Origin of the sequence: Acinetobacter sp. WCHA39, assembly GCF_002165385.1 — a bacterium.
GTDB lineage: Bacteria > Pseudomonadota > Gammaproteobacteria > Pseudomonadales > Moraxellaceae > Acinetobacter.
In genome coordinates this window covers 1-24953 of sequence record NZ_NHRP01000014.1, presented here as the reverse complement: position 1 = coordinate 24953, position 24953 = coordinate 1, and the positions used below count along the sequence as shown (strand labels likewise).

Genomic DNA, 24953 nt, shown 5'->3' with positions numbered 1-24953 from the left:
CTCTCCTTTAAGCAGCTTGAGCATGAGCTCTGACTGCATCGGCTAAATGATTTGCGATGGCATCCACTTCCTGCTGTTGATCTCCTTCTACCATAACTCGAATCACAGGTTCAGTACCTGATTTACGAATCAAAATACGTCCACGCCCAGTCAATTGTTGTTCAGCTTTTTCAAATTCAGCAACAAGAGCAGGAACAGCATATGGATCAATCATATGCTGTAAACGAACATTAATTAACACCTGTGGAAATAATTCAAAGTCTGCAACTAATTCATGTAATGCTTTCTCTTGCTCAACCATCACCGTGAGCACTTGTAAGGCAGCAATAATCGCATCGCCTGTGGTGCTCTTATCCAACGTTAAGATATGACCTGAAGGCTCACCACCTGTGACCCAACCATTTTCTTCTAATGCCTGTAATACATAGCGGTCACCGACTTTTGCGCGTACAAAACCGACATCCGCTTTTTGTAATGCTAACTCAAGTGCCATGTTACTCATGACTGTTCCAACAATACCTGCTGGTTTATTTTTGGCCTGAGTTGCAAGGATATACAGAATATGATCACCATCTACCAGTTGACCATTTTTATCTACCATCACGACACGATCTGCATCACCATCAAACGCAATACCTAAATCAGCTTGGTGATCAACCACAGCCTTTTGTAGAAATTCAGGATGGGTTGATCCACAATTTTCATTGATATTTAAACCATCTGGTTCATTAAAAAGCGGGATTACTTTTGCACCTAGCTCTCTAAAAACTGAAGGACCAACGCTATATGCTGCGCCGTTAGCACAATCCACTACAATTTTGAGATTACTAAGATCGAAGTGATATGGAAATGTTGATTTACAGAATTCGATGTATCGACCATTTGCATCTTTTACACGAACACTTTTACCTAGGTTAGCCGTATCATCAATCACTAAATCTTTTTCTAATTCTTGATTGATCTCATTTTGTAAGGCATCTGGGAGTTTTTTACCTTCACCTGAGAAAAATTTAATCCCATTATCAAAGTAAGGGTTATGTGATGCTGAAATCACAATACCTGCATGTGCATGCAAAGCACGTGTTAAATGCGCTATAGCAGGCGTTGGTAATGGTCCCAACAAATGCACATATACACCTGCTGCGTTTAAACCTGCTTGGAGAGCTGCTTCTAGAATATAACCTGATAAACGCGTATCTTTACCCATAACCACAATTGGTTTGTTTTTAGGACTATTTCTTTTTAATACTTTTCCTGCTGCAAATCCTAATTTTAATGCAAATTCAGGGGTAATCGGCATTTGTCCAAATTTGCCACGAATTCCATCAGTTCCAAAATAGCTCATTCTTTACTCGCTTTCTTATCTTTATATGACGTATCGTCATATCATTTTTCATCTGTTTTACTTTACACCAAAACAAAAAAACCGTCAGTGCACTGACGGTTTTTTTATTGCCAAAATTACTAAAGATCAACCTACACGATAGTTTGGTGCTTCTTTAGTAATCGTCACATCATGAACATGTGATTCAGACATGCCTGCCGAAGTAATTTTCACAAATTTTGCATTTTGACGAAGATCTTCAATCACAGATGAACCTGTATAGCCCATAGAAGAACGTAAACCACCCATCATTTGATGGATGATATTGCCCATTGGACCTTTATATGGAACACGACCTTCAATGCCTTCTGGTACCAACTTTTCAGCACCTGCTTTAGAGTCTTGGAAATAACGGTCAGCAGAACCTGTTGCTCCCGCCATTGCACCCAATGAACCCATACCACGATACGCTTTATAGTAACGACCTTGGAAAAATTCAACTTCACCTGGCGCTTCTTCAGTACCAGCAAGGAGTGAACCGACCATGATCGTGCTCGCACCTGCGCCAATCGCTTTCGCCATATCGCCAGAGAAACGAATACCGCCATCTGCGATCAATGGAATTTGATCTTTTAGTGCATTGGCAACACTATCAATTGCCGAAATCTGAGGCATACCAATACCTGCCACAATACGTGTCGTACAGATCGAACCAGGACCAATACCCACTTTAACAGCATCTGCACCTGCATCTAACAATGCTAAAGCTGCATCACCTGTTGCAATGTTTCCACCAATCACTTGAACTTGTGGATAATTTGTTTTTACCCAACGTACACGTTCAATTACGCCCGCTGAGTGACCATGTGCCGTATCTACGACAATCACATCTACACCCGCATCGACTAATGCTTCCACACGGCTTGGTGTTTCTACACCTGTACCGACCGCAGCACCCACACGTAAACGACCAAGGTCATCTTTACAGCTGCTTGGATAGCTTTCCGCTTTACGGAAGTCAGTGACTGTAATTAAACCTTTGAGTTCATTGTGTTCACCAACAACTAGAACTTTTTCAATACGATGCTTTTGTAGCAATGCTTGAATATTTTCTTTCGACTCACCTTCACGAACAGTCACTAAACGGTCTTGACCTGTCATGATGTTGCTTACTGGTTGTTCAAGATTGGTTTCAAAACGAGTATCACGACCTGTGACAATACCCACAACTTTGCCATCTTTTACAACAGGTACACCGCTAATATTATTCGCTTGGGTAATTGCAATAAGTTCACGTACTGTCGTTTCAGGCGTTACTGTGATTGGGTCTTTCACCATTCCAGCTTCGAATTTTTTTACACGGCGTACTTCCGCAGCTTGTGCAGCGATATCCATGTTTTTATGCAAAATACCAATACCACCATTTTGCGCCATTGCAATCGCCATACGAGACTCAGTCACCGTATCCATTGCAGCAGAAACGAGAGGGATATTCAGTTGAATTCCGCGAGTTAAACGTGTCTTTAAGGAGACATCTTTTGGGAGAACAGTTGAGTAGGCAGGAAGTAATAAGACATCATCGAAGGTTAACGCTTCTTGAACGATGGTCAGCATAACAATCTCACTGGTAATTTCCGTGAGCTATTATAAACAAATTTCGATGTGATTTTCATTTTCTATGATGAAAATAATTTGATAAGCGCGTAGAAACGCTTCACTACGACGCCTTATGCCATTTAAGCAACATTGATACAGTTAACAAACTTGATCATAATTCTCATTATTTTCTGAATCTTGTTGTTCAATATTAATCAATGGGATGAGATTGTGCGCAAGTCGTGCTTTATTACAATGATCATCCGCAATCTGAACCTCTTTACACGTTGAGCTTCGAATGGCGTAGATCGAACAACTGACTTGCTGTCCTACTTCTCCTTGTAATGCGATACATTTGACTTGAGCTTGGTTGGTACCTTTCATACAAGAATAAACGGCTGTGAGCGGTTCGACCATGTTTGCAGGCATCCGTTCTGCTTCAGCCCAATAAAAAGAAACACGATAATTTGCACAGCATGCACCACAACTCACGCATGCATCTGGGCTTGCAACTTGAGACAACATTTTTCTTAAAATTCTCGTTATCAAATTAATTTTTTGTAACTTGAATCCTAAGAAAAGTTGTTGATGAACACAATAGATTTATAGAGAAAATATTATGAATTCATTTAGGTAGGACAACTAAACACATACTCATTCATTAAATCTACGCCACATTCCAGACCCTCAATCCAGTCCAGAAACTGGTTGATCATCTCTTTTCCAACAAATGCGGTGCCATGCTGCGGCACAATCATGTCGAGGTCCATCTGGCGAACCATATTCACCCATAAACGGATGACTTTGTTGGAACACATATAACGTTGATGAAAGCCTTTCATCTTTTTAATATGCGCTTCAAAATCGGTAATCGGCTGGCTGGCATCATCAACAATAGAGGCACCCATATCCCCTGAAAAAAGAATTTTGGCGACTGGATCATAAAACTGGAAGTTGCCCACCGAATGCAAAAAGTGAGCAGGAATCGCTATGATTGCTGATTCACCTAAAGGAATCACTTGTCCCGTATCGGCAAGCTCAATTAAGCGTTCTTCCCAATTCCCTTTCATTCGATCACTCATAAATGCTGAGTTTAAATGCGGTAAAAAGCGTGCCCATAATTTAGACGCCACTACTTTTGCATCGGTATAAACTAACCAACGCGGCATCGAAGTAATAATATCGGGGTCTTGATGGGATGCCATCACATAATCCAAATTTTTTAATTTGGTATAGCGGTTTAACTCCATGGTTAAAGGAACATAGGTGAGATCACCACCTGGATCTAGAACCGCTGCACGATCGTGATCAATAATTAAAAATTGATTGGCTTGAATGCCTTCGCCCTTGACCAAACTGGTAAAACTAATGCATTTATGCGTACCATTATCAAATAGTATTTGCGATGTAGTCCGCTCAAAACTCATATCAACCCCATAAAAATTCTTTAAATATAAAATATTTTAATTCCTTAATAAAATAATGGGATTTTATTATTGTTTCAATCAAATATTGTAGTTTTATCATAATTTATAAAAAAAGATCCATGCATAAATGATGGATCTTTTTTGCGATTTAAATTTAATTAGAAGAAATAATGCTGTACCAAGGTTGAAATACCAACGACTAAAAAAATCGCAGCACCAATTTTATGAATAAGTGAAATTGGTAACTTATCAGCTAACTTATCGCCGATAAATACTGCTGGCGCATTCGCTAACATCATGCCAAGCGTTGTACCACACATGACCCAAAAAATACTGTCAAAACGTGCAGCTAAAGCAACTGTAGCAATTTGGGTTTTATCACCAATTTCAGCCAAGAAAAATAGAATAAAAGTTGCACCAAATACGCCGAATTTTTGCCATTTATTAATACTTTCAGTTTCATCCCCTAATTCATCAGGAATGAGCATCCAAATCGCCATACCAATAAAACCAAGTGCCAAAATCCATAATAGAATTTCAGGACTTAGGACAGTCGTAATCCATTGACCTAATACCGCAGAGATACCATGATTAATCGTGGTAGCCAGTAAAATTGCAATTAAAATCGGAACGGGTTTACGGAAACGTGCCGCAAGTAATAATGCCAGCAATTGCGTTTTATCGCCCATTTCAGCAAGGGCAACAATTGATGTGGAGATGAGGAATTCATACATAGTTGAATGCTCTGGCTAGCAAAATATACCGATGACCTACCCCTCCTGCTAGCCAAAATCAAGTAGATTGATGCAGAGTGGTAAATCAAAGGTCTTGCCAACAAAAGCACAGCTAAACAGCTGTTCTTGGTTCTTTGCTATGATGACCATGTTCTGTGGAACAATTATGTTGACCATCACCTCTTTACTTTGCGTAAAGAGCGGCTACTCCCCAATGAAGTGATATTAGTTTATCAAACTCTTTAAATTTTTTAAATCACTATGCCCAAAATTTTTGGTAACCCCAAATTAGCAAACGAGCAATCCCCAATAACAAAGCTAAATTCACACTCAAGCCAAAAAAACCAAAAATCCCCCAACCACTTGCACCGCCAACATTTTGAGCTTGATATTCCATGCTAACCACAATTGTTGCAGCTAACACTTCCAAACCCATGACGATGTACATCACCCAATCTGATGCAAAATGTAGAAAATTGACCCATAAGCCCATTAATACAAAAATAATCAGTAATATCGGTAATACAACTCGATAAATGATTAACATCCTTGCTCCTTATTCCGAATAAATACTTCTTTCAACTATATTAATTTTAGACAAAAGCTTGCACAAATAAAGTCGATTTTTTAATGCTATAAAATAGAAAACCTCGCATATGCGAGGTTTTCATCGTTAAAAAGTACTAGAGCAATAGGCTACGAATATCTTTTAAAAGCTTGGTCAACTTATTGGTAAAACGTGCTGCGTCAGCACCATTAATCACACGGTGGTCATAAGACAATGACAACGGCAACATTAAGCGCGGATCAAAGTCTTTACCATTCCACACAGGTTGCATGGTTGCAGGAGATATACCTAAAATCGCGACTTGCGGCCAATTGACCAACGGCGTAAATGCAGTACCACCAATACTGCCTAAGCTGGTAATGGTAAAATTGGCACCTTGTAGATCTTTCGGTGACAATTTACGATCACGGGCTTTTTGGCTGAGTTCAGCCAATTCTGCTGCAATTTGCTTAATTGATTTTTGATCAGGATTGCGCAATACAGGCACTGTTAAACCATCTGGGGTTGCAACCGCAATACCCATATGAATTTCGTTACGCAATAATACTGACTTCTGATCATCAGCCAAATGCCCCGCAAAATACGGCTCTTCTTTTAACAAGTGCGCAACCGCTTTGGCAATAAAGGCCAAGATGGTTAAGCTCAAGCCTTGTTTTTTAAAGCCATCTTTCAGTTCGCCACGCCATGCTTCAAGCTCGGTAATATCCGCCAAGTCAAACTGCGTCACTTGCGGAATAAAGTTATTCAATGACAGCTGTGGCACAGACACTTGCTGTAAACGCGTCATCGCTTTCACTTCACCGCCACCAAATGAACTAAAGTCTGGTAACTTCGGCAAGCCTGAAGCCACTGGAGTGGCTTGCGTTGCAGCAGTCGGTTGTGGTGCGGTCAGACGTGTTTTCACATAAGCAAAGACATCGTCCTTCATCACACGACCGTGCTCACCTGATGCTTTGACCTGCCCAAGAACAACACCTAACTCACGTGCCAGTTTACGCACGGCTGGACCCGCATAGACCTTGGCATTGTCAGCTTCTTGCGCTTTGGTCAGTTTCTCAGCTTGTGCAGGCGCACTTGGGGCTGCTGTCGCTGCCGCCTGTGGTTTTGCTGGTACTGCTTGAGTCGCAGGCGTAGCGGCTGATTGAGCTTTTGGCGCTGCTGTTGGTGCAGCGGTCGAGCCACTCACTTCAATCGTTGCTAATACCATGCCTTGACGAACTTCTTGATTCGCAGACACATGGATTGCTTTCACAATCCCTGCAACCGAGCTTGGTACTTCAACCGATGCCTTATCTGATTCAACCACGCATAGGCTTTGTTGAGCTTCAACACGATCACCAACATTGACCAGAATTTCTGAAACAAGAGCTTTTTCTACACCTAGATCAGGTATTTCAATTTCAACATGACCCGTTGAGGTATTCGTTGCAACTGGTACCTCAGTCGTTGCGACTGGCGCTTCTGTTTGAGTTGGAGTTGCTTGTGGTTCTGGTGCAGCAGCCAAACTTGCAGTCTTGACCTGAATCAAGACCACACCTTCCTTAATGCTATCGCCTTCTTTAATCTGGATCGCTTCCACAATCCCCGCAACCGAGCTTGGGACTTCTACAGTCGCTTTGTCCGATTCAACCACCACAATACTTTGTTCAGGTTCAATCTGATCACCCACTTTGACCAATACTTCTGCAACCAGCGCTTTTTCCACACCGATATCGGGAACTTTTACATCCACAATCTGGCTTGCTGTCTCTGTTGGAGCAGCAACTGGTTGTGCTTTTGTTTCAGCTTCGACAGGTTTTACTTCTGCTTTTGGCGCTTCTGACTTCGGTGCATCGTTTGCAGGTGCTTCAGCGGCAGACTCAGACTCTAACTCAATCAATGCGATGCCTTCAGTCACTTCATCGCCCTGTTGAACCAGAATACTTTTAATGATCCCTGCCGCAGTGCTTGGTACTTCTATCGTTGCTTTATCTGACTCTAAAACCAGAAGGCTATCGTCCACTGCAACATGATCGCCGACTTTGACCAAGATTTCTGCAACAAGTGCTTTATCTACGCCAATATCAGGTGCTTGGATTTGCATAATTATTTCCCCTCACCTGTTTGTGTTTCATTGTATTCAGCAACTGCCTGGACTTCTGGATGCGCTTGTGGCGCCCATGCCACTGGACGATCCGTATCTAATTCAAAATTAGAAATTGCATCTTTCACTAAACGTGCATCTACTTCGCCTTCGTCCGCTAGTTTTTTCAAAGTCGCAACCACGATATGTGCAGCATCAACACCAAAGAAACTACGTAAGTTAGCACGAGTATCTGAACGACCATAACCATCTGTACCTAATGCAACAAATGGACGACCATCTGGTAAATATGCACGGATTTGTTCACTGTACGCACGCATATGGTCTGTCGCAGAAACAACAATACCTTCCGTACCACGTAACTGTTTAGATACCCAAGATTCTTTCACTTCTTCAGCAAGCGCAAGCGGGTGTAAGCGGTTATATTCTTCACATGCCATTCCATCACGTGACAACTCATTGAAGCTGGTTACACTCCAAACGTTTGAATGGATTTGGTATTCATCACGTAAGATTTTCGCAGCTTTGATCACCTCACGAAGAATGACACCTGAACCCAGTAATTGAACTGTTGCTTTTTCATCTTTTTCGAACAAGTACATACCACGTTTAATGCCTTCCTCAGCGCCTTCTGGCATTGCAGGATGCTCGTAGTTTTCGTTCATTACGGTTAAGTAATAGAACACTCGCTCTTGGTTCACATACATGCGTTGTAAACCATCGTGTACGATCACAGCCAATTCATAACCAAAACATGGATCATAAGATACACAGTTTGGAATGGTGTTCGCCAAGATATGTGAATGACCATCTTGGTGCTGTAAACCTTCACCATTCAATGTGGTACGGCCAGCAGTCGCACCAAGTAAGAAACCTTGTGCCTGTGCATCACCCGCAGCCCATGCAATATCCCCAATACGTTGGAAACCAAACATTGAGTAGTACATGTACATTGGAATCATCGGCAAGTTATTGGTTGAATAACTGGTTGCCAATGCAGCCCACGCACTCATCGCACCTGCTTCGTTAATCCCCTCTTGCAGCATGTGACCGTCACTTGCTTCACGATAATGCATCAACTGTTCTTGATCTTCAGGCGTATATTTCTGACCATGCGCAGCATAAATACCGAGCTGACGGAACATACCTTCTAAACCAAAAGTACGTGCTTCATCTGGAACAATAGGAACAACACGGTCTTTAATGGCTTTTTCTTTTAACAATGCAGCGATTAAACGAACCATCAGCATGGTGGTTGATTGTTCTTTGCCTTGTGAGCCTTTTAATACTGCATCAAAGACAGAAAGTTCTGGAATAGCCAACTGTTCACTTTCTTTACGACGTGCAGGTAGATAACCACCCAAGGCCTCACGACGTGCCTTCATATATTTCAATTCAGGCGAGTTTTCACTTGGACGATAGAAAGGCACTTCTTCTAATTGCTCATCGTTAAATGGCAAATTGAAGCGATCACGTACATATTTTAAAGAGTCGATTTGCATCTTTTTGATTTGATGCGTTTTGTTTACTGCTTCAATTTCATCAGACAAGCCATAACCTTTAACAGTTTTCGCTAAGATTACAGTTGGTTGACCTTTAGCTGTACATGCTTCTGCATAGGCTGCAAAAACTTTGTACGGGTCATGACCACCACGATTTAGATTATCAATATCTTCATCGCTTAAGTCTTTAATCAACTCAGCCGCTTCTGGGTATTTACCAAAGAATTTTTCGCGTGCATATGCACCGCCCTTCACTTGTAAGCGTTGGTATTCGCCATCCAGTGTTTCTTCCATAACCGCTTTTAAAGCACCAGTGCTGTCTTTAGCCAGTAGTGGGTCCCAATGACGGCCCCACACCACTTTAATCACACGCCATCCCGCACCACGGAATAAAGATTCTAATTCTTGAATAATTTTACCGTTACCACGTACTGGACCGTCTAGACGCTGTAAGTTACAGTTTACAACCCAAATGAGATTGTCTAATTTTTCACGACCCGCAAGTGAAATTGCACCTGTGCTTTCTGGCTCATCCATCTCACCATCGCCCAGATATGCCCAGACTTTACGATTTTCTTCTTTGATCAAACCACGATTCATCAAGTACTTTTGAATGTGTGCTTGGTAAATCGACATAATTGGACCCAAACCCATGGATACAGTTGGGAACTGCCAATAGTCCGGCATTAAATACGGATGTGGATAACTCGGAAGACCATTACCACCCACTTCACGGCGGAAATTATTCAATTGATCTTCAGTTAAACGCCCTTCCAAAAATGAACGTGCGTAAATACCAGGGGCACAATGACCCTGATAATAAATCATGTCACCGCCGAAATTGTCCGAGGCAGCACGAAAGAAATGGTTAAAGCCCACATCGTACAAAGTGGCGGAAGATGCGAAGCTGGCAAGATGCCCACCAAGGTCATCGCCTGTTTTATTGGCACGTAATACCATCGCCAAGGCATTCCAACGAATTAAAGCACGAATACGACGCTCCATATCTTGGTCGCCTGGCATCGCTGGTTGTTCTTCAACAGAAATCGTATTGAGATAAGGTGTATTTAAGCGTTGGATCGGAACATGTTTTGCAATAGCCTGTTGATAAAGTTTTTCTAATAAGAATGCGGCGCGTTCCGTGCCCATATGTTGTAATACTGAATCAAATGCTTCTTGCCATTCCTGGGTTTCCTGCGCGTCTGAGTCGCCATAAAACGCCATACAATTCACCTTTTCCCTTAAGTTATTTTGACCTTATATATTTATCATGTTTTGGTGCTATGGAGGTATCGCCCCAAATGAATACAAAATCCCTTAATATTTTCTTGCTAAATAGTCATTGACTCAAATGAAACAAAAAACATAAAAAAACGCCAGTTAAGGCGCTTTCTTTTTAAATTTAATATACAACTGTTAACAAATTAGCTTAAGGCAACATGGCAAGATAAGTTGTTGGATTTTTACGTTGACCATCTTTGACAACTTCAAAATGCAAATGTGGTCCTGTACAACGTCCAGTACAGCCTACATTGGCAATATGTTCGCCTGCACTAACGCGATCACCCGCATTCACCATTAAGCGTGAAGCGTGAGCATAACGAGTGATATAACCGTTGCCATGATCGATTTCAACATATTGACCATAACCTGATCCCCAACCTGATTTGGTTACAACACCAGAACCTGTTGAATAAATAGCTGTACCTGATGGTGCCGCTAAATCAACACCCGAATGATGACGTGTCGTTCCTAATAAGGTACGGTTACCCCATGTTGAACTTACCCGCCCTTCTTGAAGTGGGTGATTAACTAACCACGAATAACGTGTATTTGCTGAAAAAGATGGTGCATTATCTTCGGCAGTCGATGAAATCGCTGAACGACCATATTTTCTTTCGATCGTAGCATTATTCAATTCAATGGTTTTTTCACGCAATTTAACTGATACATTCGATACGGCAGGCAAATCAATATCATCAGGATGGCTATAAGAACCTTGTGCTAAGGTTTTAGATAATTGCTCTAGGCGGTCACCATCTGTTGCTTGACCAATATTTTGATAATCTGCAAAAGCAACCGAAGCGGCTGAAGCAGCGAGTGAGAATGCAAGTAAAATACGACGCATATGCATAAAAAAACCTCTTGAAACAGTCCTTAAATAGTTCCTTTATCATCTCTTCCTTGATAACAGTTAAAATGAACGCTTAAGATGAGCCGATAACCTCGAAGGAAGTTAACATGTCTGAACCTAGCAACGTTTTTCAACAGAAAGGACAACACATAAAAACTGGAAACTTAACGTTTCTGACTACGCAAGTGACTCGATGGAAACAACTTACGAAAATTATTCAACCTATACTGCCCCAACCAGAACAATGGCAGGTTGTTTGTTATCAACATGGAGTTCTGATCATAACTGGTGAAAATCAAGCGATGATTAGTCAACTCAGCTATTTACAAAGCAACTATGTTGCGCAGTTAGCTCAATTAGAAGGACTCAAAGACTTACGAAAAATCCAAGTTCGCCTAAGAAACAAAATGAATGTTCCTCGTGAACCTTCTCCCCCATCTAAAACACTTTCTTCAGAAACCCAAGAGCAGTTACGCAGCGCCGCTGAATATGTGAGCGACCCTAAGCTTAGCCAAGCTTTACTACGTTTGGCAAGCAATAAAAAGTAAACTACTTATCTTAGGTATTGAAATATACACTTATTTTATGTGAACTAAATCTCAATTTTTATTGTTATAATATAACATAACCAATAAAAGACAATGACTTATATCACACTCACATAAGAAATTGGACAATCATTATCGTTATTAAATGTTACAATTTCATAACTGCTCGGATCATTTTGAACATTGCGTAACAGCTGATTATTGAGTGCATGCCCTGATTTATAGCCATCAAACTTAGCAATTACCTGATGACCCAATAAATATAAATCACCAACAGCATCTAAAATCTTATGACGCACGAACTCATCAGCAAAGCGTAATCCCTCTTCATTGACCACACCTGTATCATCAACACCAATCGCGTTCTCTAAACTCGCCCCTAAAGCCAGATTATTCGCCTTTAAATAATCAAGATCTTTCATAAAGCCAAAAGTTCGCGCTTCACTGACTTCGTATACAAAAGTTTCCGTTGAAAAATCAATCGACACGGATTGGTATTCTTTAGCAAATGCGGGATGATCAAAATCAATCGTAAAATTGAGTTGAAAACCTGAATGCGGGGTGAAAATAGCACGCTTATCTTCAATAAGTGCTTCAACAGGTTTTAGAATTCTAATAAATTTCTTTGGTGCATCTTGCTCTGCTAACTCACCTTGCATGAGTAAATAGATAAATGGACCTGCACTGCCATCCATAATAGGTACTTCAGAAGCAGAGACCTCGATGATTAAATTATCAATGCCTAATCCCGCTATAGCACTCATCACATGCTCAATCGTACCGACTTTTATATCTTCTCGCACAAGATTGGAACACATAAATGCTTCTTGAATGAGTAAAGCATTCGCAGGAATTTCTACAGGAGGATTGAGGTCAATACGGCGAAAGATAATACCTCCATCAATATGGTGAGGAACAAAATTAATCAGCACCTTTTGACCACTATGCAGACCAATACCGCTCGCTTTCACCACACGCTTGAGAGTACGTTGTTTCACCATACCATGACAACTTCATTTGCAAAAACCGATATAACTTAGCATATTTTGCCATTTTAAAAAAATAAAAAAGGGAGCAATTACTTACCCCCTTTCTCTAAACATATGATTTTATTATTTACGCTGCTGATTTTTCAGATAGTCTTGAATACTCATTGGCGATGAACGTGGTGTAGAACTTGGCGCTGCTGTAGCAGGTGCGTCTACATTTGCACGTTTACTGATCGCCGGAACATCATCTTCATCTACAGGTTGTTGGGTTTTAGCGATTGTTGTTGGCGTATGAGTTACTGTACGTTTTTTGGGTTCGGTATCATTGGCATTACGTGTCAAACCTGTTGCAATTACAGTCACACGCAGCTCATCACGCGAATCTGGGTCAAATACCGTACCATAGAAAATTTCACCTTCATCCAAATCAACAATCTGGTTGACTACTTCTGAAATAATGTCAATTTCGCGTCCAGTAATATCTTCGCCACCTGTGATATTCACCAATGCACCTTTTGCATTAGTGAGATTCACATTATCAAGCAACGGGCTACGGATAGCCTGTTCAGCCGCCTGACGAGCACGATCTTCACCACGTCCTGTACCCGATCCCATCATTGCGTAACCGCGAGTACTCATAGCTGTTTTCAGATCAGCGAAGTCGAGATTCATATGACCATGGTTCACTACAAGATCAAAAATACTCCGTACCGCATTAAGTAATACATCATCTGCCTTTTTATAAGCATCTTTCATTGAAATATCTCCATAAACGCTGAGTAAGCGTTGGTTTGGAATAATAATCAATGAATCAACATGCTCTTCTAAAGCTTCAATACCTTTTTCTGCTAACTTTTGGCGGCGGCGACCTTCAAAATTAAACGGGGTTGTTACCACACCCACGGTCAAGATGCCCATTTCTTTGGCGACCTCTGCAACCACTGGAGCGGCACCTGTACCAGTACCACCACCCATACCCGCGGTGACAAAGACCATATCTGTGCCTTCAAGGTGCTGGCGAATCACTTCACGACTCTCTTCACCAGAAATTTGCCCCATCTCTGGTTTACCACCACAACCTAAACCACGCGTACTTTGTTCACCAATCTGAATTTTAAAAGGCGCATTCATGCTATCGAGTGCCTGTTTATCAGTATTGGCACAAATAAATTTTACACCTTGGATATCTGATTGCACCATATGTTGGACGGCATTACCACCACCACCACCGACACCAAATACTGTGAAACGGGCTTGACCGTTGCCATCGTCTAGTTCATCTTCTACCAATTCAAATGAGGTCATGACCTTTAGATTTCCTAATATATAAAATGGCAGTCACTTCAGCCCGTTACTGCCCTGATTTTTAAAACAACCGATGTTAAGATGCTGTTCAATAATAGGTAGCTTGTCAAGTACAACGGCTCACTATTACAACTTCCTAACAAATTTTCCCCAAAATACGTACAACTTAAAATATGGCTTTTAATTTGCTATTTAATGCATTCCAACCATTGGTCACTCGATCCATAAAACTTCGATCATTCGATTCTTCTGGTTCTTCTACTGCATCCTGCAAATCACTTTGGCTAAACATCAATAATCCTGACGCTGTCGCATACATCGAACGACGTAATGCAGCAAGATGTTGGTCTTCAGCGTAGACCTGTAAAGGTGGATTACCTAAATGTGCAGATACTCCAAGCATACGACGTGCCAAATTCACCATACCTTCAATTTGACAAGCATCACCTGTGAGTACTACACCATGATATAAACCATATATTGCCCCACTATGCTCTAACTCTTCACGAATTAATGTAAAGATTTCTTCATAACGCGCAATAATAATTTCTGCAAGCTCAATACGACTAATGGTCTGCTGTCCATCAATCGCTTGCACTTGAATCATATGGTCAGGTTTCACTACACTGAGATCAACACAACCATGTAAAATTTTAATACGTTCAGCTTCTTCAGTGGTCGTTTGTAAAACCGCTGCAATATCGCGGGTCACATTTTCACCACCACGTTGCAAGGTACGTACTAATGCTAAACGACCATCTAAATATACTGCGATATTGGTAATCCCTGCACCAATATCAACTAAGCATACGCCATATTCTTTTTCATCTTTGAGCAAACTAGCTTCAGCCGTAGCTAAACTAGATACCACCATTTTCTCTACCCCGATATTCGCACCTTTCATGGCACGATCAAGGTTTTGCATGGTATTAATCGGCATCATCATCAATTGATAATGCCCAGTCATGCTATGAGCCGACATATTGACTGGGTTCTGCACCCATTCAGCCGAATCGCCCAACTCGAAGCCTAATGGAACAGCACTTGCAAAATAATAATCTGGCGATACATGGCTCGCTTTGGCTAACTCTAATGCTCTAACCACTTCATTTGTCGTAATAATATGATCATGATTAGCTACTGGTGTACGGCCTGATGCGTAAAAACTTTGCAATTCAGTACTTGGAATTGACACCCATGCGCTATGGATACGACACTCCGCCATATCTTCGGCTTCAGAGACTGCATTTTTAATCGCAGCAATCACCTTATCCAAGCTCACAATTTTGCCTTTAACCATGCCTCGGTTGCGAGCAGTTGCCATGCCAATCACTTGGATCTTATCCGGTGCATGGACCTTACCAATCAAAACTGAGACTTTATGCGTCCCAATATCAATCGCAACAACTGAGGAAACAGCTTCACTCATTACTTCATTACCATATCTTTTGTTGTTTAGTACGGGCAAACTGCCTGTTATTTTCAAGCCACGTATTATGGCTTTGCCTCAATTGCCCCTGCAAGGCTTGTGTCATCAATCGTTACAACTAACTGACCATTGACAATCTTTGGCGGGATTGCGTTTTTCCATTGAATAGCAAGGCCATTTCGATAACGCAAATCAATTGCTGAGATTTTCGACCATACAGGTTTGAGATCCGTTTGTGCCAAATGGCTTAAGCGTTGAAGCTTATTCATGGTTTGATCTTGATCAACAATAATCCGTAGACCTGAATCAAACTGCATAAACCACGTCATTCGCTCTGTTAAATACAATTCTTTTAATCTTAAATTCGCTGGATGAAACAGTTGATTAATTTCATTATAGCGACGCATCATCATTTTGGATTGGCTGACTGGCCCATGTAAAAGTGGCAAGTTTGGATGTACTTTTAATACAGCTTCACTAAAGACATCACCATTGTCACTGAGCAAACGCCCTGTTCCCCAACGCGCAATTGCGTGACGCGGCATAACTCTTACACGAATCCCATTCGGCCAAGCTCGTGATACCACGACACGGTCAACCCAAGACACTTTTAACGCCTGATCTCGAATTTGCTCTAAATCGGAAGTGAAATAGTTATCTTTGATCATTGGACTTAGATATTGTACTAACTGCTGATTTTCAATATCCGAGTTAGTCCCAACCACCTGTAATTGTGCGACTTTTGCATCAGTCATCACTTTATATAAGCCATATAGACCAATTGCCAATACAATAAAAGCAATGATCAACAACGCCCAGCCACCCGCGTTCACCATTTTTTGTTTAGGCGAAGGCGGTTTCTCATGAATAGAGCTGATGGCAGGTCGTGTTTTACGACGCATTGATGCAGGAAGTTGAGCCATGAATAATTAAGCCGACTTTGCTAAAGTTTGCTCTAAAATTGCTAGGCAAAGCTCATCAAAACTATAACCAAGCGCTTGTGCAGCTTTAGGTACAAGCGAGTGGCTGGTCATTCCCGGTACGGTATTGACTTCTAACAACCAGAAATTGCCCTGCTCATCCTGCATTGCATCAATACGACCCCAACCTTCTGCACCAACTGCTTGGAAAGCACGTAGACACAATGCTTGTAAGCTTTTTTCTTCGTCTTCGCTTAAACCACAAGGAATGCCATATTCCACGTCATTGCGTTGATACTTTGCCTCATAGTCATAGAAAGCAACGTCTGCGGGTGGTTGTAAACGAATCACAGGCAACGGCTGACCATTCAAGAATGAAATGGTGAATTCACGACCCGTAATCCACTTTTCAGCCATTACCACAGCATCATGCTGTGTCGCTTTTTCAATTGCAGCGGCAAAATCTTCTGCTTTCTCAACCTTGCTCATCCCGACACTCGAACCTTCGTGCACAGGTTTGATAATCACAGGCAAACCTAAATCTGCAATGACTGCATCCAGATCTGAGTCTTTCGTAATGATGCGGTATGGTGCGGTTGGTAAATCACTGCCCTGCCAAATTTGTTTGGTTTTGACTTTGTCCATCCCAATCGCAGAACCCTGCACACCCGTACCTGTGTATGGAAGGTTTAACCACTCCAACACACCTTGGATCTGACCATCTTCACCACCACGACCATGCAATACGATAAAAGCACGATCATAACCGACCAACTCAGTCACGCTTCGCTCTTGTGGATCAAATGCTTCTGCTTGCACACCTGAGCGCAACAAAGCCTCTAAAACGGCTTGACCACTATCTAATGACACAGCACGTTCAGCTGACTTCCCACCAAACAACACAGCAACTTTGCCGAATTTTGCAGCATTTGACACGTTTATATCCTTAAAACTGTAAAACTTTTATATTCACGAAAATAAATTATTTGGCATACAAACGATGCTGAGCCAATTCTACCGAAATTGCGCCCACGTTACCCGCGCCTTGTGTTAATAACAAGTCATTCGCTTGTAACACTTTTTGTAAAACATTCGGTAAATTGCCATCAACTGGATCAACTAGAATCGGTTCAACTTGACCACGTAGACGAATACTCCGTGCCAAAGCTCGACTATCCGCCCCCACAATCGGTTTTTCACCCGCTGGATAGACTTCCAGTAATAACAGTTGATCCACTTGCGATAACACATCGACAAAATCATCAAAACAATCACGAGTACGACTAAAACGGTGTGGTTGAAACAACATCACCAAACGGCGATCTGGATGACTGGCACGCGCTGCTTTAATCGTTGCTTCAACTTCTTTTGGATGATGACCATAATCATCAACGAGTTTAACAGTGCCTTCACCAACCTCAAATTCACCTTGAACTTGGAAGCGACGACCCACTCCACTGAAGCCTTCTAAAGCACGGCAAATCGCACCATCAGAAACACCTTCATCAGTTGCCACACCAATCGCAGCCAATGCATTCAAGACATTATGCAAACCTGGCTGATTGATGGTGACACGTAATGGCTCACGATCTTTACGCAGTACAGTAAAGTGCGATTGCATACCTTCTTGTAACACATCCACAGCACGAATATCGTTATCTTCACCAAAACCATAGGTCAACGTTGGACGACCAATACGAGGAAGAATTTCACGGATATTGGCATCATCACCACAAACGACTGCCAAACCATAGAATGGTAAATTATGTAAGAACTGAATAAAGGTATCTTTTAACTTATCAAAGCTACCTTCATAGGTGTCCATATGATCTGCATCAATATTGGTCACGATCGCAGCCATCGGTTGCAAATACAAGAAAGATGCATCTGACTCATCAGCTTCTGCTACGATAAAACGGCTTTCACCCAGTGCGGCATTGACACCTGTGCTATTCAGCAAACCACCAATCACGTAAGTTGGATCTAGATTTTCTTCTGCCAGCATCGTCGTTAATAAACTGGTAGTTGTGGTTTTACCATGTGTACCTGCAACTGCAATACCGTGACGATAACGCATCAACTCACCCAGCATTTCAGCGCGGCGTACAATCGGTGTGCGTTGTTCAATCGCGGCTTTAATTTCTGGATTTTCAGGATCAATCGCAGTTGATACCACGAGCACATTGGCATTTTTAATATTTTCAGCTGAATGCCCAATATAAACTTTAATACCATTGCTTTCGAGTTGCGCTGTGGTCTTTGAGGCTTTGATGTCTGAACCAGAAATTTTATAACCTTGATTGGCTAATACCTCGGCGATACCACACATCCCCGCACCACCAATCCCAACAAAGTGGATATGTTTAATACGGCGCATTTCTGGCACTTTGATGAGCTTTTTGGCTTGGTTTGGATTTGTTGGAGACATAAATAAACTCGAATTACAATTTTTTAATCAGATCAACCACATGCTGAGTTGCATTCGGTTGTGCTTGTTGACGTGCTTTAATTGCCATTTCAGACAGTAGTTGGCGATTTAATAATGTGGCTAACAACTCATCTAAAACAGTGGGTGTCATGTCTGCTTGTTGACAAATTTTCGCAGCGCCGACATTTGCTAAAAATTTCGCATTTGCAGTCTGGTGATCATCCACTGCGATAGGCAGCGGAACAAACACAGCAGCAAGACCCGCAGTTGCGACTTCTGTAACCGTTAATGCACCAGCACGGCAAATAATTAAATCAGCGTCACTGTAGGCTTTTGCCATATCGTGAATAAATGACTCAACCTGAATATTTAAATTTGCAGATGCACCCTGATAACGTTCACGCGTAATCTCTTGCTGATTTTGGCCGCATTGATGAAACACATTCAATGGAACATTGACCTTTTTCAAAGCTTCAGGCAAACGCTCATTCAGTGCTTGTGCACCCAGTGAACCACCAACAATCAAAATATTCAGTGGTAATTGTGCTTGCTCACGGGTTTGATAACGCCATGATGGGTTCAAAATCGCAGTAATCTCAGCACGTACAGGATTACCTGTGGTCACGACTTTATCACTGTTTGCAAATGTATTTGGAAAAGCCTGACACACGGTCTTGGCAATACGTGCCAATTGGGTGTTGGTAAATCCTGCAATCGCATTCTGCTCATGGATTAACACAGGAATACCGAGTAAACGTGCTGCTAAACCACCTGGTCCAGCGACATAACCGCCGAAACCCGCCACAGCATCAATGTTTAATTGCTTCATATAGCGCATCGCGCTTAATGTTGCTTTTAGAATTTTAAATGGCGCACTCAACTTACGTAAAATACCATTACCGCGTACGCCTTGAATATCAATTTGATAAATCGGAATATTTTGATCTTTGAGTAACCGATTTTCCATTCCCGTAGGCGTTGCTAGCCAAGAGACTTGGCAGCCATCCTGTTGCAGTTGTTTGGCAACAGCAAGCGCAGGGAAAACATGTCCACCTGTGCCAGCGGCCATCATCATGACATGTTTAGGTTTATTCTGTAGCGAATTGGTCACGGTCTAATTCTTCAACTCAAAAGAAGGTTATCGTCTATTGTTTTCGGAAGTTATTCTAATCCTAAAGCTTCATTCACGAAAAGCGAATTTCACCTGTTTACAACAGAAAGGTGAGCTTTTTTTAATTCTTTGTTGAAAACAAGGTTCTACCAATATCCAAACGCCCATTTGCACATAAATTTAATCCAAATACAAACGGGCAGTTTGGTCAAAAAATGGCTTAATCTTAGCTGTTTCGCCCTGCTTCTAGCACATCAAATAAATTATCTGCAATCGAGGTACCAAACTGAGCATCAATCTCACGAATACAGGTCGGGCTCGTGACATTTATTTCAGTCACATAATTACCAATCACATCAAGCCCCACAAAAACCAAACCTTTTTCACGCAGGAAAGGACCGACTTTTGCCGCAATCATTTTGTCATTTTCAGTAAGTGGACGCGCTTGACCTAGACCACCCGCAGCCAAGTTACCACGCACTTCGCCATTTTGCGGAATACGCGCTAAACAATATGGAATCGGTTCACCATTGACCATCAAGATACGCTTATCACCTTCAACAATTTCAGGAATATAGCGTTGTGCCATGATTGGACATATGCCCATTTCGGTGAGCATTTCTAGAGTTGAACCAATATTTACCCCATCTTGGTATAAACGGAAAATCCCCATCCCACCCATACCATCCAAAGGTTTCACAATCACATCGCCATGTTCTTTGATGAATTCACGAATTAGGCTTTGTTGAGACGTCACCAAAGTCGGTACTTGTAACTCTGGGAATTGAGTTGCGAACAGCTTTTCATTACAGTCACGTAGCGATTGTGGTTTGTTAATAATCCACGCGCCTTCACGTTCAGCCTGTTCCAAAATATAAGTGGTATAGACAAAATTCATGTCAAACGGTGGGTCTTTGCGCATCAACACCACATCGTAATCCGCCAATGACGCTTTGCGCTTCTCACCCAACTCATAATAATGATCGTAATCTTCAAAGACTTTAAGCGGTGAAATCAAACCAAAGGCTTTACCCTGATCAATATATAAATCGTGTTGTAATACATAACCCAATTCATGACCGCGACGGCTTGCCGCCCATAACATTGCCATGGTTGAATCTTTCTTAAGATTCACCGTTTCAATTGGATCCATCACTACAAGTACACGCATAATTTAACGCTCATATTTTTTAATCTTGGCAAAAGTATAGCGAAGTTTGTTGATGTTGTTTAAACAAGTTATGTAATTATTAAATTTAAAAAATTCTAATTTATTCAAATCACTAGATTCGATTTATTTAAATAGACGATTTTCTGAGTGATAAAAATTAAAAAATTACTGGTAGATGATTTCGATACCAGTAATTTCTAAAGCATTCAATTTTATATTCAACTTATGCGAAGAGTTTTTGAATATCTTTGCTAATTTTTTCAGGTTTAGTGGTTGGTGAATAGCGTTTGATGACTTCACCATTTTGGTTAATCAAAAACTTGGTGAAATTCCATTTGATGCTTTCACTACCTAAGATGCCTTTGGCTTCTGAAGTGAGATATTTATAAATCGGGTGCGCATTTGAACCATTCACATCGACTTTGGCAAACATGGGGAATGACACACCATAGTTACGCTGACAGAAGCTGCCAATTTCTTCGTTGCTTGATGGGTCTTGGTTAGCAAACTGGTTACACGGAAAGCCTAAAACCACTAAACCTTGTTGTTGATAGTCCTGATATAGCTTCTCAAGTCCTTCAAATTGTGGGGTTAAGCCACATTGACTTGCCGTGTTCACCACCAACAAAACCTTGCCTTGATAGTCTGCAAAGTTCTTTTGCTCGCCTTCTAAAAGTTCAGCCTGAAAATCATAAATTGTGGTCATACAACATCTCGCTCTAATTCAATCAATCTTATTTGCCTAATAGCTTTGTGTAGTTGTTCAGCTATGTGAATTAATATTGCACACAACTATATTGTGTGCAAGTTAATTATGCGCAATATACTTTTTATGTTAATCAAACTATACTGTGATTTCGCAAAGATGACGTTGAGGAGCAAAGCATGACTGAATTTTCTTACTTGGATAATCAAGTGTGTTTTGCGATGTATTCCGCGACCAATGCGATGATTCGTCAATATCGTCCCTTGCTTCAGGAATACGATCTGACCTATCCGCAATTTATTGTGTTGCTGGCTTTATATGAAAAGGACAATGTGACGTTATCTGAAATAGGGCAGAAGACCTTTTTTGATTCAGGCACGCTGACGCCAATTATTAAAAAACTTGAAGAAAAGCAATTTTTAAAGCGCATTGCGGTAAAAGAAGATGAGCGTATGAAGAAGGTAATCTTGCTGGAAAAAGCACTGTCTGCAAAAGATGAAATTACCTTAATTCCTTTTAAACTCGCCTGCTCTTTAGGTGTTGATCCCAATGATTTGGTGGCAATTCATAATCTATGCCATCGTTTTTTAAAGGGTTTAGAGGATTCTAAACTTGAAAGTTTGAGTGAATAAATGCAACAGGCGATTGTTGGATTTCATATCGATGAAGAAAATTATTGGATTGCTGACCTCGCCTGTGGTCATGGTCAGCATGTGCGCCATGACCCACCGTGGCAAAATCGCCCTTGGGTGTTGACGGAACAAGGGCGAAATGAGAAGTTAGGCGTGATGTTGGAATGTAAGAAGTGTGATTCACATAAGAGATTTTATGTTAAATGGTAGTTTTTGAACCAATTAAAAGTATCTTTTTAAGGTTTTAAAGATAAACTAATATCAATGTTGCAAAGGTTCTCAAGAATTTATGAAATTTATTATTCGAAATATAGGAACTATTGATAGTGCTGAAGTTGAATTAAATAATTTGACAGTAATTTCTGGTGAAAATAATTCAGGAAAAACAACTATATCTAAGATTGCTTATGCTGTTGGCCAAGCATCTTCATCTTTTCCTATAGACTATAAAAGACATCAATATAATGAGTTTAGAAGGCAATATGATGAAATATCATTTAATGTAACTAGACTTTTAAAAGATTATGATGCAGTAAAACAAGAAGATATTTACCATAAACTTATGTCCATATTATTGGATATTAGACGTAGTTCCGAGGTCACACAATTTGATTTATTAATAACTAAAGAATTAATTGATGAACTCTCAAATAGTTTAGATGAAAATCAGAAAAATTCTAATTACTTAAAGCGAATCTATTTAATACTTAATAGATTGGATTCTTTATATAATGAGTACAACTATAATGATCCTATAGATAAATTTATATTTAGAGCTCTCAAGAATGAGTTTTCAAATGAACTTCTGAACAAGCGAAACGGAGCTAATGAAGCATATCTATCTTTAGAAATAGACAATATTAAAGTATTTGAGATTTCATTTAATAATAAAGATATTTTAAGTTTTTCTTCAGAAAATAATCAACTGCCCATTAAAGATTCTACTTTAATTGAAGGCCCATATGTATTTCAGCTAGCTCCTTTAGTTCATGATCTATCATTTAGAGAATCTATTTCAAGAAAATCTTCTAAAATAAATCCCAAAATTCCATACCATGTCCTCGATTTATGCTCAAAATTAGATGGAAGTAGGGGGATTGAAAATAATAGTAGCTCTTCATTCTTTAATATTAATCTTGAGGAATTTTATAAAGGTTGTATTGCTTATAACTCCGATACAAATAACTTTGAATTAAATGAAAATAATCTCGTTTTTAATTTAAATAATGTTTCATCAGGTATGAAGTCTATAGCTATATTAGATTTACTATGTAAAGGCTATTTCATTAACAATGAAACAATACTTATTATTGATGAGCCTGAAACAAATTTACATCCTAAATGGCAAAACATCTATGCTAAGTATTTGATTGAATTAGCAAATAATGGAACGCACATATTGGTTAATACACATAGCCCTTATATGATTGAATCACTAAAAGTTTATAGTGATAAAAGTGATAAAAATTTAGGTTCTAAATTTTATTTCTCTCATAAGGAGGGCAATATTATAAATGTTGAAGACACAAATGGAAATATCGTTCCTATAATTGATGTTTTATCTGCGCCACTTTATTCATTAATGGAAGAATTAGAAGATGTCGACAATTTCTAATGAATTATTCTTATTAAATGAACTAGAAAAAAAATATTCAACACATATTTCTTATCTTAAAGATATTTCCTATAACCCAACAGGAAAAAGGGATTTTATTGAAATAGATTTTAAATCACTTCATTTTGATAAAGTCCCTGCTTTTTATTCAGATAACTATGAAAACTCTCAATCAAATTCTGCAGATACATTGATTTATGATCACAGTAATAATTTCTTATATTTAATTGAGTTTAAAGAAAGTTGGCCGAGAGATAAAAGTGATGCAAGTAGTGAAATTCGTCTTAAATGCTACGATTCTATAGCAAAATTATGTTTATTCTGGGTCAATATACTAGGAAAGCCACGTAAAGAATTCTTTGATTTAAATATTAACTATTGTTTAATTACTCGACTTAAAAATGAAACTAGTCACCCTAGTGCCTTAGCTGCTTTGAATAGTACAAAACAGGTATTTCAACTTAAAATGTTGGAAAATACATTTGTAAATCAAACAAATATATTAGTAACGCCTACTGGAATATATAAGCTTTTATCTAGGATAACTAGAGTACCAAACATGATTTATACAAAGAAGGATGGAACAAAATTAATTAGTTTCTAATTATGCATTTTTTCTAAAATTAACATAATACGCCTTATGCGAAACGCTTGTGTAAGCCCAAAATAGAAATGTCCGGTTTCTCCAAAGTAAAAATGTCCGCTTTTAGAATATGCGCTTTTGCAATTTC

23 protein-coding genes and 1 riboswitch are annotated in these 24953 nt (G+C 40.2%); of the genes, 5 read left to right on the top strand and 18 right to left on the bottom strand.

The genetic code is table 11. From position 1 onward, the window contains the following. Window positions 1-7 precede the first annotated feature (7 nt). The 9 genes from glmM to CDG56_RS08700 form a co-directional block, all read right to left on the bottom strand. A complete protein-coding gene (gene glmM, locus CDG56_RS08745) occupies window positions 8-1345 on the bottom strand; it encodes a phosphoglucosamine mutase (RefSeq protein ID WP_004678999.1) in 1338 nt (445 codons plus the stop codon). Between the two features lie 126 nt (window positions 1346-1471). Further along, window positions 1472-2938 carry an IMP dehydrogenase gene (gene guaB, locus CDG56_RS08740; RefSeq protein WP_004659900.1) on the bottom strand — a complete coding sequence of 489 codons (1467 nt, stop codon included), beginning with the start codon at window positions 2936-2938 and terminating at the stop codon, window positions 1472-1474. 141 nt (window positions 2939-3079) lie between these two features. Beyond that, a complete protein-coding gene (locus CDG56_RS08735; protein WP_087547623.1) occupies window positions 3080-3445 on the bottom strand; it encodes a YkgJ family cysteine cluster protein in 366 nt (121 codons plus the stop codon). Window positions 3446-3549: 104 nt separating this feature from the next. Then, window positions 3550-4347 (bottom strand): MBL fold metallo-hydrolase, encoded by a 798-nt coding sequence (locus CDG56_RS08730; RefSeq protein ID WP_087547622.1) that lies wholly within the window; start codon window positions 4345-4347, stop codon window positions 3550-3552. A gap of 158 nt (window positions 4348-4505) precedes the next feature. Beyond that, window positions 4506-5081 carry a TMEM165/GDT1 family protein gene (locus CDG56_RS08725; protein ID WP_087537048.1) on the bottom strand — a complete coding sequence of 192 codons (576 nt, stop codon included), beginning with the start codon at window positions 5079-5081 and terminating at the stop codon, window positions 4506-4508. An 84-nt stretch (window positions 5082-5165) separates the two neighbouring features. Beyond that, window positions 5166-5306, bottom strand: a riboswitch (yybP-ykoY riboswitch). Between the two features lie 34 nt (window positions 5307-5340). Continuing rightward, window positions 5341-5628 carry a hypothetical protein gene (locus CDG56_RS08715; protein WP_046739814.1) on the bottom strand — a complete coding sequence of 96 codons (288 nt, stop codon included), beginning with the start codon at window positions 5626-5628 and terminating at the stop codon, window positions 5341-5343. 136 nt (window positions 5629-5764) lie between these two features. Then, entirely contained in the window at window positions 5765-7732 is a 1968-nt protein-coding gene (locus tag CDG56_RS08710) for a 2-oxo acid dehydrogenase subunit E2 (RefSeq protein WP_087547621.1), read from the bottom strand. Window positions 7733-7734: 2 nt separating this feature from the next. After that, the gene (gene aceE, locus CDG56_RS08705; RefSeq protein WP_087547620.1) at window positions 7735-10458 is read right to left on the bottom strand and encodes a pyruvate dehydrogenase (acetyl-transferring), homodimeric type; all 2724 of its coding nucleotides are present in this window, start codon (window positions 10456-10458) and stop codon (window positions 7735-7737) included. Window positions 10459-10663: 205 nt separating this feature from the next. Then, on the bottom strand, window positions 10664-11368 hold the full coding sequence (locus CDG56_RS08700) for a M23 family metallopeptidase (RefSeq protein ID WP_087537051.1): 705 nt from the start codon (window positions 11366-11368) through the stop codon (window positions 10664-10666). A 107-nt stretch (window positions 11369-11475) separates the two neighbouring features. On the opposite strand from CDG56_RS08700, the gene CDG56_RS08695 reads away from it, so the two are divergent. After that, window positions 11476-11916 carry a hypothetical protein gene (locus CDG56_RS08695; RefSeq protein ID WP_005156852.1) on the top strand — a complete coding sequence of 147 codons (441 nt, stop codon included), beginning with the start codon at window positions 11476-11478 and terminating at the stop codon, window positions 11914-11916. 98 nt (window positions 11917-12014) lie between these two features. On the opposite strand, the gene lpxC is transcribed toward CDG56_RS08695, so the two are convergent. The 9 genes from lpxC to CDG56_RS08650 form a co-directional block, all read right to left on the bottom strand. After that, a complete protein-coding gene (gene lpxC, locus CDG56_RS08690; RefSeq protein WP_005156853.1) occupies window positions 12015-12917 on the bottom strand; it encodes a UDP-3-O-acyl-N-acetylglucosamine deacetylase in 903 nt (300 codons plus the stop codon). A 111-nt stretch (window positions 12918-13028) separates the two neighbouring features. After that, window positions 13029-14210: a cell division protein FtsZ gene (gene ftsZ, locus CDG56_RS08685; protein ID WP_005156855.1), complete on the bottom strand. Its 1182-nt coding sequence runs from the start codon at window positions 14208-14210 to the stop codon at window positions 13029-13031. A gap of 166 nt (window positions 14211-14376) precedes the next feature. Beyond that, window positions 14377-15639 carry a cell division protein FtsA gene (ftsA, locus tag CDG56_RS08680; RefSeq protein ID WP_087543588.1) on the bottom strand — a complete coding sequence of 421 codons (1263 nt, stop codon included), beginning with the start codon at window positions 15637-15639 and terminating at the stop codon, window positions 14377-14379. 65 nt (window positions 15640-15704) lie between these two features. Next, the gene (locus tag CDG56_RS08675; protein WP_005156864.1) at window positions 15705-16562 is read right to left on the bottom strand and encodes a cell division protein FtsQ/DivIB; all 858 of its coding nucleotides are present in this window, start codon (window positions 16560-16562) and stop codon (window positions 15705-15707) included. Window positions 16563-16568: 6 nt separating this feature from the next. Then, entirely contained in the window at window positions 16569-17495 is a 927-nt protein-coding gene (locus CDG56_RS08670; protein ID WP_087547619.1) for a D-alanine--D-alanine ligase, read from the bottom strand. A gap of 46 nt (window positions 17496-17541) precedes the next feature. Then, entirely contained in the window at window positions 17542-18987 is a 1446-nt protein-coding gene (gene murC, locus CDG56_RS08665; RefSeq protein ID WP_087547618.1) for a UDP-N-acetylmuramate--L-alanine ligase, read from the bottom strand. 13 nt (window positions 18988-19000) lie between these two features. Next, the gene (murG, locus tag CDG56_RS08660) at window positions 19001-20098 is read right to left on the bottom strand and encodes an undecaprenyldiphospho-muramoylpentapeptide beta-N-acetylglucosaminyltransferase (protein ID WP_087547617.1); all 1098 of its coding nucleotides are present in this window, start codon (window positions 20096-20098) and stop codon (window positions 19001-19003) included. Window positions 20099-20324: 226 nt separating this feature from the next. Continuing rightward, a complete protein-coding gene (gshB, locus tag CDG56_RS08655) occupies window positions 20325-21269 on the bottom strand; it encodes a glutathione synthase (protein ID WP_087547616.1) in 945 nt (314 codons plus the stop codon). Between the two features lie 223 nt (window positions 21270-21492). Then, window positions 21493-21975 carry a glutathione peroxidase gene (locus tag CDG56_RS08650; protein WP_087547615.1) on the bottom strand — a complete coding sequence of 161 codons (483 nt, stop codon included), beginning with the start codon at window positions 21973-21975 and terminating at the stop codon, window positions 21493-21495. Window positions 21976-22154: 179 nt separating this feature from the next. Here CDG56_RS08650 and CDG56_RS08645 point away from each other — a divergent pair, with 179 nt between their 5' ends. The 4 genes from CDG56_RS08645 to CDG56_RS08630 all read left to right on the top strand — a co-directional run bounded on the left by CDG56_RS08645 (window position 22155) and on the right by CDG56_RS08630 (window position 24826). Further along, on the top strand, window positions 22155-22607 hold the full coding sequence (locus CDG56_RS08645) for a MarR family winged helix-turn-helix transcriptional regulator (protein WP_087547614.1): 453 nt from the start codon (window positions 22155-22157) through the stop codon (window positions 22605-22607). Further along, complete coding sequence (locus tag CDG56_RS08640) at window positions 22608-22817, top strand: DUF3565 domain-containing protein (protein ID WP_087547613.1); 210 nt, start codon at window positions 22608-22610, stop codon at window positions 22815-22817. A gap of 79 nt (window positions 22818-22896) precedes the next feature. After that, window positions 22897-24222, top strand: coding sequence for an AAA family ATPase (locus CDG56_RS08635; RefSeq protein ID WP_087547612.1), 1326 nt, complete (start codon window positions 22897-22899; stop codon window positions 24220-24222). Continuing rightward, a complete protein-coding gene (locus tag CDG56_RS08630; protein ID WP_087547611.1) occupies window positions 24206-24826 on the top strand; it encodes a hypothetical protein in 621 nt (206 codons plus the stop codon). Before CDG56_RS08635 ends, CDG56_RS08630 begins: the two co-directional genes overlap by 17 nt. The last annotated feature ends 127 nt before the right edge of the window (window positions 24827-24953 follow it).